Source organism: Aeromonas molluscorum 848, from assembly GCF_000388115.1.
GTDB lineage: Bacteria > Pseudomonadota > Gammaproteobacteria > Enterobacterales > Aeromonadaceae > Aeromonas > Aeromonas molluscorum.
Genome location: NZ_AQGQ01000171.1, coordinates 1 through 8,230 on the forward strand (window position 1 = coordinate 1; position 8,230 = coordinate 8,230).

Consider the following 8,230-nt stretch of genomic DNA (forward strand, 5'->3'; position numbering starts at 1 on the left):
GGTGGCGATGACGATGTGGCGGCTAGGAGAGACGCTGGCCCGTCCCACCTCCAGCTCCCGAGGGGGAGATGAGGCGTGCCTCGCCTTGTATGCACTCGACTCCTAGCGCCTCATAGCGAGCCACCGAATCATGGGGCTCCACTTCGCGTACCACTTGGGCAACCCTGGCCATCACGGCCTCGAAGTCGGCAGTGGCAATGTGCGGTGCGAAGCCAAGCTCGGTGGCCCGGCGCTGCTCCAAGGCGAAGCGGGCGCTGCGGATCAGCGCCTTGGAGGGGATGCAGCCAGTATTGAGGCAGTCGCCGCCCATTTTGTGCTTTTCGATGAGGGCCACCCGAGCCTTGACGGCGGCGGCAATATAGCTGGTGACCAGGCCACCGGCCCCGGCGCCTACCACCAGCAGGTTGTAATCGAAGTGGGCTGGTCGCGGGAAGCGGGCAAGCCGGCGGCGCAGGGCAAGCTGGCGTTGAGCGGCCCGGGCCAGCCAGGGCAGCAGGCCGAGCAGGCAGAGCGCCGTGATGAGGCCGGGAGAGAGGATGTTGCCGGTGCTGGTGAGCTGGGCCAGCTGGCTGCCCGCCAGCACATAGACGAAAGTGCCGGGCAGCATGCCGAGCTGGCTTACCCAATAGAAGGTGCGAAGCGGCAGGGCGGTCAGCCCCATCAACAAGTTGATGAGGAAGAAGGGGAAGACGGGAATGAGGCGCAGGCTGAGCAGATAGAAGGGGCCATCCTGGGTCATACCGGCATCGATAGCCGCCAGCTTGTGGCCAAAGCGGGCACTCACCCAGTCACGCAAGAGGAAGCGGGCGCTGAGAAACGCCAGACTGGCGCCCAGGGTACTGGCAAAGGAGACCAGCAGCAGACCCCAACCGATCCCGAAGATGGCGCTGCCCAGCAAGGTCAGCAGGCTGGCCCCCGGCAGGGAGAGGGCCGTGCTGCACACATAGACCATGAAGAAGAGGGCACTGGCTTGCCAAAAGTGAGCGTCCACCCAGGCCGCAAGCGCCGCCTGGCGGGCTTGCAGGGCATCCAGAGTCAGGTATTGACCCAGATCCAGTGCGAAGAAGGCGCCCACGAGCAGGACGATCAGTGCGAGCAATCCCAGTTTGGTGACTTTCATGACGGCTTATCCTCCCGGGGCGGCTGCCGGTCTTCCTTGTCGGCTCCTGGCTGGACCGGCAACTGGCAAAAACCCTGAGCCGGGATGTCCAGGGCGGCATTGAACTTGGCAGACATGTTCTGGAAGGCAACCAGGCCGGCCAGCTCCACCAGGGCATCATCATCAAACCAGGGGCGCAGCGCCTCAAACTGGGCTTCGCTCACCCCGTCCAGACCCGTCATGGCCTCGGTAAAGTCGAGCACGGCGCACTCCCGCTCATCGAACAGGGTACTGGTGCGCCACTGGGCCAGGGCCTCGACCTTGGCAGTGGAGCCTGCGCGCTTGACCAGGGTCATGGCATTGATATCGACACAGAATCGGCACCAGTTAAGTTGAGATACCCGCACAGTTACCAGAGAGCGCAGCAGGGGATCGATGGGGGAGCGTTTGCGGTTGATGACGCCATAGAGGGTCGCCACGGCGGCAAACAGCCTGGGGGAGCGACCCCAGCACTTGCCCGGGATCAGTACCTGGCCGTAGTTGCGTTGCTGCAGCCAGAAAAAGGGACGGATAAACCAGGCATAGTCCCGATCCGCTTTCAGCTTGATGCGCATGCTAATCCTCTTTTTGCTTCATCTTGGGTTTGTAGGCACCCCCTAACCGTTCGTTGAGCAGATCCATAAAGGTGTGGATCCGCGCCCGGTTGGCGCCCAGGTCGCTGCGCCCCTGACGGGAGGCGGAGCGCATGTCGATACGGGTCTCTTTGGGACCGGCAAAGACCCGCAGTGCCACGTCATCCTGAAAACCGAACCACGCCGTCGTCACCACGGCATCGAGTCCGTGGGGGCCGAGGTGCACCTGCCAGCCCAGTTCCTGCATCAGCTCGCTGGCCTCGGCGATCACTTCGGTCTCGGAGGCGCGGGTATAAAGAGGACCGGGGTTGTCCGCAAAAGCTTTCAGGGGAGGGGCATTGATCGGGAGATCCGACGGGGTTCTGAGCTCGGCGGCCCAGCTGAGGGCAGGGGGATCATAGGGGTCCGTGCTGACATCGTTGGTCAACGGCATGCGTAGTGCCTGCACCACGAACAGCAGGGGCAGCAGCAGCGGAATGGCCCCCCACAGGTTGGCGGCCTTGCTCCGGCACCAAGGGAGGCGCACCAGCAGGAAAAGAGAGAGCAGAGCCCCGGCCATGCAGAGCGTAAAGCCAGCCCACCAGGGCCAGATCGCAAAACGGCTGCCCAGGGCGCCACACAGGGGTAACAACCAGGCTAGCAGGGGTAGAACAGGCATGGTCAGCATGGCAGAACCTTTGGGGAAATGGCCAAAGGATAAACCTAATTGACTGATAAGGTTAATTTATTTTAACGATTGATCGAAATGGCTCAATTGGCTGACCGATGCGGGCGCAAGTAGCGCGCCCGGCCAAATCGGGCGGTGACTAGGGTCAGTTGCGGTAGAGCACCTTGATCAGATGAAAGCCGAACTTGGTGCGGATCGGGCCCAGTACCTTGAGCAGTTCCCCCTTGAAGACGGCATCATCGAAGGCTTTGACCATGTCGCCTTTGCTGAACTCGCCCAGATCGCCGCTGCGCTTGCCGGAGGGGCAGGTGGAGAAGCGTTTTGCCATCTGTCCAAAATCGGCGCCCTTGTCGATTTTACTCTTTATCTCGAGACACTCTTTCTCTGTCTTGACCAAAATGTGTTGGGCGCAGGCTTTGTTCATGGGTTCTCCTCTTCGCGTGCATTGGCGGACTGAGCCGGGCCTCGTCATGATACCGGCCGGATCGGGCGGCAAGATTAGCGCAATTGTGGCCCCTCGTCAGCCCGGATCACCGGCTTGTGGTGGCGAGCCTGCCAGAGCAGCTCCAGGCCGAGCAATCCATACAGGCTCCAGAGTGCCAGTGGCTCCAGCCATTGACCGCCCAGGTTGAGGCTGGCCAAGGCGCAGGTTAACAGCAGCACCGTCGTGAGAGGGAGGCGCCAGTGGTATGGCAAGGGGGCAAGCAGGGCCGAGCCGAGCAAGATGGCGAGGCCAAAGGGCAGATTCAAGGCCGTGAAGGCAAGGGCTTGCTGACCGTTCATGCCAAACAGCAAGGCCAGCAGAGCGCTGCTACAGGCCAGAAAGGTGATGAATTCGAGCCGTTCGGCGATGTAGTCGGCCAGTTGTTCGCTGCGTGTAGCCATGGGAGTGCTCCTCTGATTGATGTCTCCAGTGTGGCGCAGAGGGGGTGGGCAAGGGAGCGGGATAAATAGATTAGGGTGAACGAATAAGCCATTACCAAAACACAAGCTTTTGAATGTAAATGGATAAAGCAGGATTGCTGCGCATTTTCCCATCCCGTCGAGGCGGCTGCACAGCCAAGGGACTTGCCATTTTCAGAAGAGATAAACAGCCCTGGGACAGGGAGGCTGCATCGCTACTCGATGGGGCCCCCAGGCTTTACCTGACAAAAACTGTCGCGCCAGCCCGTCAGGTGACAGGGCTGGATCCCGGGCACTTTGTACGCCATTTGGACAGATGGGGGGCCAATTTTGCCAAAGCGGGTTAACTTATAGCCAACTGGTTAAATTTTATGGCAAATTCAGGTCGCTGATGGGTCTGAATCCCGTTACCTACTATGGTAGGATGAAATCCGCGAGGCCAGGACCTCGCCAATATCATCACGATGGCACCAACATCGTTCGCTTGAGCATGAAATTCGGGGAAGTTGACGTTTGACAGGATGCTATCTGCCCACCCCTTCGGGTAAATCGCAGCCGCGCCGCCGGGTGCGCGCCTGGCTCTGGCTGACGCTCTGCTTCTGCTGCCTGGCTTCCCCGGCCATGGCCGCCAAATTGACCTATCAGGTCAAGGGGCTCAAGGGTGCCAACAAAGAGAACGTCGAAGCCTATCTCAACGCCCTGCCCGTTTATCAGGAACGCCAATACAGACCCGCCCGGGCCAAGATCATCGAAAGTACCGAGCAGGCGCTGCAGGTGTATGGTTACTACCAGCCTGAGGTCAAGCTGACCCGGAACAAGGACAAACCGTCCAGGGTCATCGTCAGCGTCAAGGCAGGGGAACCTGTGCTTATTTCCCGGCTGGATGTATTGCTCGAGGGAGATGCGGGCAGCGACGAGATCTACAGTGAACTGCTCGACAAGCTGCCCCTCAAGGAGGGCGATCAGCTCAATCACGGCAAGTACGAATCCATCAAGGCGGATCTGGGCAGCCTGGGACTGGCGCGGGGCTACTTCAATGCCCGGATCAGCAAGAGCCAGGTCAAGGTCTACCCGGAGAAGGGCACGGCCGAGATCTATATAGTGTTTCGTTCCGGTACCCGCTATCACTTTGGCGAGGTGCGCTACAGCGCTACCCCGGAAGAGCTGCGCCTCATCCAGCCCCTCGTCAGCATCAAGCGCGGCGAGCCCTATCTCGCCATCAAGATGGCGGAGACCTCCCAGGATATCTCTTCGACCAAGCTCTTCAAGCAGGTGGATCTCAAGCCGCTCATCAGTGAGGCTCAGGGAGATCAGGTGCCTATCCAGGTCACCCTGGCGCCGCGTACCCAGCACGAGATAGAGACGGGTATCGGTTATGCAACCGATGTGGGCCCCAGGGTGAGTGCCACCTGGGAAAAACCCTGGATCAACCGCTATGGCCACCGCCTCAATGCCACCGCCAATGTGTCGGCGCCTCAGGCTGATCTCAGTTTCGATTACCAGATCCCGATCATCGGCAAGAATCCGCTGCAAGATTACTACTCCCTGCAGGCTGGTTATCGCTACACCAACAACAACGACACCCGCTCCGACTTGACCACCTTCGGTGTTCATCGCTGGAAGCGGCGCCCGGATGCCTGGGACAGGGACGTCTTCGTGCGTCTGGAAAACGAACGCTATGAACAGGGGTCGGATGCGGGCAACAGTCTGCTGTTGATCCCCGGCGTCTCCTGGTCACGACTGCGACTGCGTGGCGGCATGGTGCCGGATTGGGGCGACAGGCAGCAACTTACCCTGGAGTTTTCCGACCCCACCTGGGGTTCGGACATCCGCTTCATGCGCGCCTGGGGCCGTACCAAGTGGCTGCGTACCCTGGGAGAGAACAACCGTTTCCTGTTTCGGGCCGAACAAGGGGCCATCGTCGGTGATGACTTCTCGCTGGTGCCGCCTTCCCTGCGCTTCTTCACCGGTGGTGATCAGACGGTGCGCGGCTACGGCTATGAGGACATAGCGCCGAGGGATGCGGATGGTCAGCTATTGGGCGGCCGTTACACCACGGCACTCAGCGCCGAATACAACTACAGATTCAGCGAGAAGTGGTTGGGGGCGTTGTTTGTGGATGGCGGCACCGCCACCGATGACTATCAGGAGGCCTGGAAGATAGGCACCGGGGTCGGGGTGCGCTGGGTGACCCCAATCGGTCAGGTCAGGCTGGATCTGGCGGTTGGCATCTCGGAGGAGGATAAACCCCTGCGTCTGCATTTTGCCCTGGGGCCTGAATTATGATCTGGTTGAAACGTATTTTCCTCTGGCTGATGGGCCTCATCTTCCTGTTGTTGATCGGCATCAGCTTGCTCGGTTTTACCCACCAGGGGAATAAATGGCTCTGGGAGCAGGCCAAATCGGCGCTGCCCGCCCTCAAGGGTGAGCTGGTGGCCGGTCAGCTTGGCTATGGCTGGACCCTGGAAGGGGTCGGCTGGCAGGACGAGTTGGTGGATGCCACTGTCGAGCGTGCCGTGCTCGACTGGGATCTGGGCAAGCTGCTGCAAGGCCAGCTCTGGATCCGCTCCCTGAGCCTGACCCATCCGGTCGTCAAGGTAGCCGAATCGGCGCCAAGCGAAGAGACTCCCAGCGAGCCCTTCATCTGGCGCCCTCTGCCTATCCGCATCCAGATTGATGCCCTCAAGATCAGCGATCTGGACGTCGATGTCCCCGGTCTGGCGCTGGTGCTCAACTCCCTCGACATTGGCGCCAAACTGGACAGGCATGGTCTGACGGTGCGTGGCCCGGTACTCGATGGGTTGACGGTCAAGCTGGCAGAGACGGCGCCCGCTGACCAGCAAGCCCTGAACGAGGGTAAAGCATCCACAGATAAAGCTCCCGAGAAGGCAGCGGAATCGACCACCCTGGTCGCGAGCTCGGAGCAGGGCGCCATCGCCATCGAACTGCCCAAGATAGACTTGCCTTTCCCGCTGAGTCTCGAGGGGGTGATGCTGACTCGACTCAGCTACCAGCAAGGGGATCTCAAGGAGGGCATCGACAAACTGCTGCTCTCGGTGCGGGGGGAGGGGCAGCGTATCGACATTGATCAGCTGTTCCTGCGCCACGCCATGGCCGATCTCGATCTCAAGGGTCACATCAGTTTGCTGGATGACTATCCCCTCGACTTGACCCTGACCGCCAAGGCCCGCAAGGCCCTGCTCGATAACCAGCTCAAGGGTGAACAGGCGACCCTGACCCTGGGTGGCTCGGTCGGCAAGCTGGCCTTGGCCCTAGACGCCAAGGGGCCGGTCGCCGCCAAGCTCAAGGGGTCACTTGCTGCTCTGGACCCGGACCTGCCCTTCGATGTGACGCTGAACTGGCCCGGCCTCAACTGGCCGCTGCACAAGCCGGCGCAAGGGGAGCCCAGTTATCAGTTGCAGAAGGGGAGCCTGACCGCCAAAGGGGCGTTGTCTGGCTATCAGTTTGCCCTCAATACCGCAGGCAAGGGGACCGATGTTCCCCCCTTCAAACTGGCTCTCAAGGGCAAGGGCGACTTGGGTCAGCTCAGCAACATCGACCTGCTGCTTAATGCCCTGCAAGGTGAGCTCAAGCTCGATGGCAAACTGGCCTGGCAAAAAGGCGTGCTGTGGCAGGGGGTGACCAGCTTCAAGGGGATAGACCCCGCCGAGCTGGTACCCGAGATCAAGGGCACCCTGGCGGGCCGGGTCGAGAGTGAGTTTCAGCTCAGCGATGCCGGTCATTGGCGGCTCAAGGTGCCGACCCTCAAGGTCGACGGCAAGCTCAACAAGTACCCGCTTGCCATCACCGGCCAGCTCAGCGGCGACGATGCCATGAATTGGCAGATCCCCGCCTTCATGCTGCAAACCGGCCCCAACAAGTTGCAAGCCAAGGGCAAGCTCACCGAACAACTCTGGCAGCTCGATGCCACGCTGGCCGCCCCGGATCTCTCCGGCATCTACCCCGGTTTGCGTGGCGATCTGAGCGGGACTTTGGCCTTGGGTGGCAACCAGCAGGCGCCACGCATCAATGCGGCCCTGAGCTCGACCCGTCTCTTTTATGCCGGTACTGACCTCAAGGGCATAGTGCTCAAGGGCAATGGCGTGATCGGCGAGGTGCCGGCGGGCAAGCTGGCCCTGACGGTGGCGAAGCTGACCCAGGGCAGCACTGTTCTCAAAGAGATCAAACTGGATGCCGACGGTGATCTTGGTCGCCATCGGCTCTCTCTTGATATGAAGGGGGATCCTCTGGCGGCAAACCTGCGCCTCAATGGCGGCGTGCAGAAGAGTCATTGGCGTGGCGCCTTGACGGAGCTCAGCATCAAGACCCCCATGAAGCGCTGGAAACTCAAGGCCCCCTGGAACCTGGACGTCGATCTCGACAAGCAGCGACTGGCCATGAGCGATCTCTGCCTGGGCTCCCAGCAATCCAGTCTGTGTATCAAAGGAAGCCAGGTCTCGGCGGCGCAAGGGGAGCTCGCCTTCGCCTTGAACGAGTTTGATTTGAAACGGTTGCGCCCCTGGCTGCCGGACAACTTCCAGTGGCAGGCGGTGTTGTCGGCCAATGGGCGTGCCAGCTGGAAAGGGGATCAACCCAGAGTACATGCCACCCTGCGCACCACCCCTGGCACCTTCATTGCCGATGAGCTGACCACCCGTTATCAGCAACTGGCCATCGGCTTCGATCTCGAGCCCCAGCAGGCCTCCCTGCGCCTCGATTTCGTCTCCGCCGACATCGGCAACATCGACACGGATCTCATCATCAAGGATCCGAGCGGCCGTGGCGCGCTCTCGGGCCAGCTCAAGTTCAACGGCCTCAAGCTAAGCCCGTTTGCGCCCTTGATCCCCGAGGTGCGTTCCCTGCAAGGGGTGATCAGTGCCGATGCCCGCTTCGACGGCACCCTGAAAACGCCCTTGCTGTTTGGCCAGC

The 8,230-nt window shown here is 61.0% G+C and carries 6 protein-coding genes and 1 pseudogene; 2 read left to right on the forward strand and 5 right to left on the reverse strand.

Annotation, left to right across the window (positions count from 1 at the left end):
• The 5 genes and pseudogenes from G113_RS17155 to G113_RS17175 all read right to left on the reverse strand — a co-directional run.
• Positions 1-1,120, reverse strand: a pseudogene (locus tag G113_RS17155) (VTT domain-containing protein); the annotation flags it as partial.
• The gene (locus tag G113_RS17160; RefSeq protein ID WP_005907791.1) at positions 1,117-1,713 is read right to left on the reverse strand and encodes a carboxymuconolactone decarboxylase family protein; all 597 of its coding nucleotides are present in this window, start codon (positions 1,711-1,713) and stop codon (positions 1,117-1,119) included. The pseudogene G113_RS17155 and the gene G113_RS17160, both read right to left, overlap by 4 nt.
• Position 1,714: 1 nt before the next feature.
• The gene (locus tag G113_RS17165) at positions 1,715-2,398 is read right to left on the reverse strand and encodes a DUF1499 domain-containing protein (RefSeq protein ID WP_005907793.1); all 684 of its coding nucleotides are present in this window, start codon (positions 2,396-2,398) and stop codon (positions 1,715-1,717) included.
• 145 nt (positions 2,399-2,543) lie between these two features.
• Complete coding sequence (locus tag G113_RS17170; protein WP_005907794.1) at positions 2,544-2,822, reverse strand: peptidylprolyl isomerase; 279 nt, start codon at positions 2,820-2,822, stop codon at positions 2,544-2,546.
• A 74-nt stretch (positions 2,823-2,896) separates the two neighbouring features.
• Positions 2,897-3,283, reverse strand: a complete 387-nt coding sequence (locus G113_RS17175; RefSeq protein ID WP_005907795.1) for a hypothetical protein — start codon at positions 3,281-3,283, stop codon at positions 2,897-2,899.
• A gap of 531 nt (positions 3,284-3,814) precedes the next feature.
• Here G113_RS17175 and tamA point away from each other — a divergent pair.
• Both tamA and G113_RS17185 read left to right on the forward strand, forming a co-directional pair.
• Positions 3,815-5,587 (forward strand): autotransporter assembly complex protein TamA, encoded by a 1,773-nt coding sequence (gene tamA / locus G113_RS17180; RefSeq protein WP_005907796.1) that lies wholly within the window; start codon positions 3,815-3,817, stop codon positions 5,585-5,587.
• On the forward strand, positions 5,584-8,230 hold a 2,647-nt coding region (locus G113_RS17185), incomplete at its 3' end, for a translocation/assembly module TamB domain-containing protein (protein WP_005907797.1). The genes tamA and G113_RS17185, both read left to right, overlap by 4 nt.

Coding starts and splice junctions, on each gene's coding strand:
- G113_RS17165 (WP_005907793.1), bottom strand. CDS start 2,398: ATGCTGACCATGCCTGTTCTACCCCTGCTAGCCTGGTTGTTACCCCTG.
- G113_RS17175 (WP_005907795.1), bottom strand. CDS start 3,283: ATGGCTACACGCAGCGAACAACTGGCCGACTACATCGCCGAACGGCTC.
- G113_RS17170 (WP_005907794.1), bottom strand. CDS start 2,822: ATGAACAAAGCCTGCGCCCAACACATTTTGGTCAAGACAGAGAAAGAG.
- G113_RS17160 (WP_005907791.1), bottom strand. CDS start 1,713: ATGCGCATCAAGCTGAAAGCGGATCGGGACTATGCCTGGTTTATCCGT.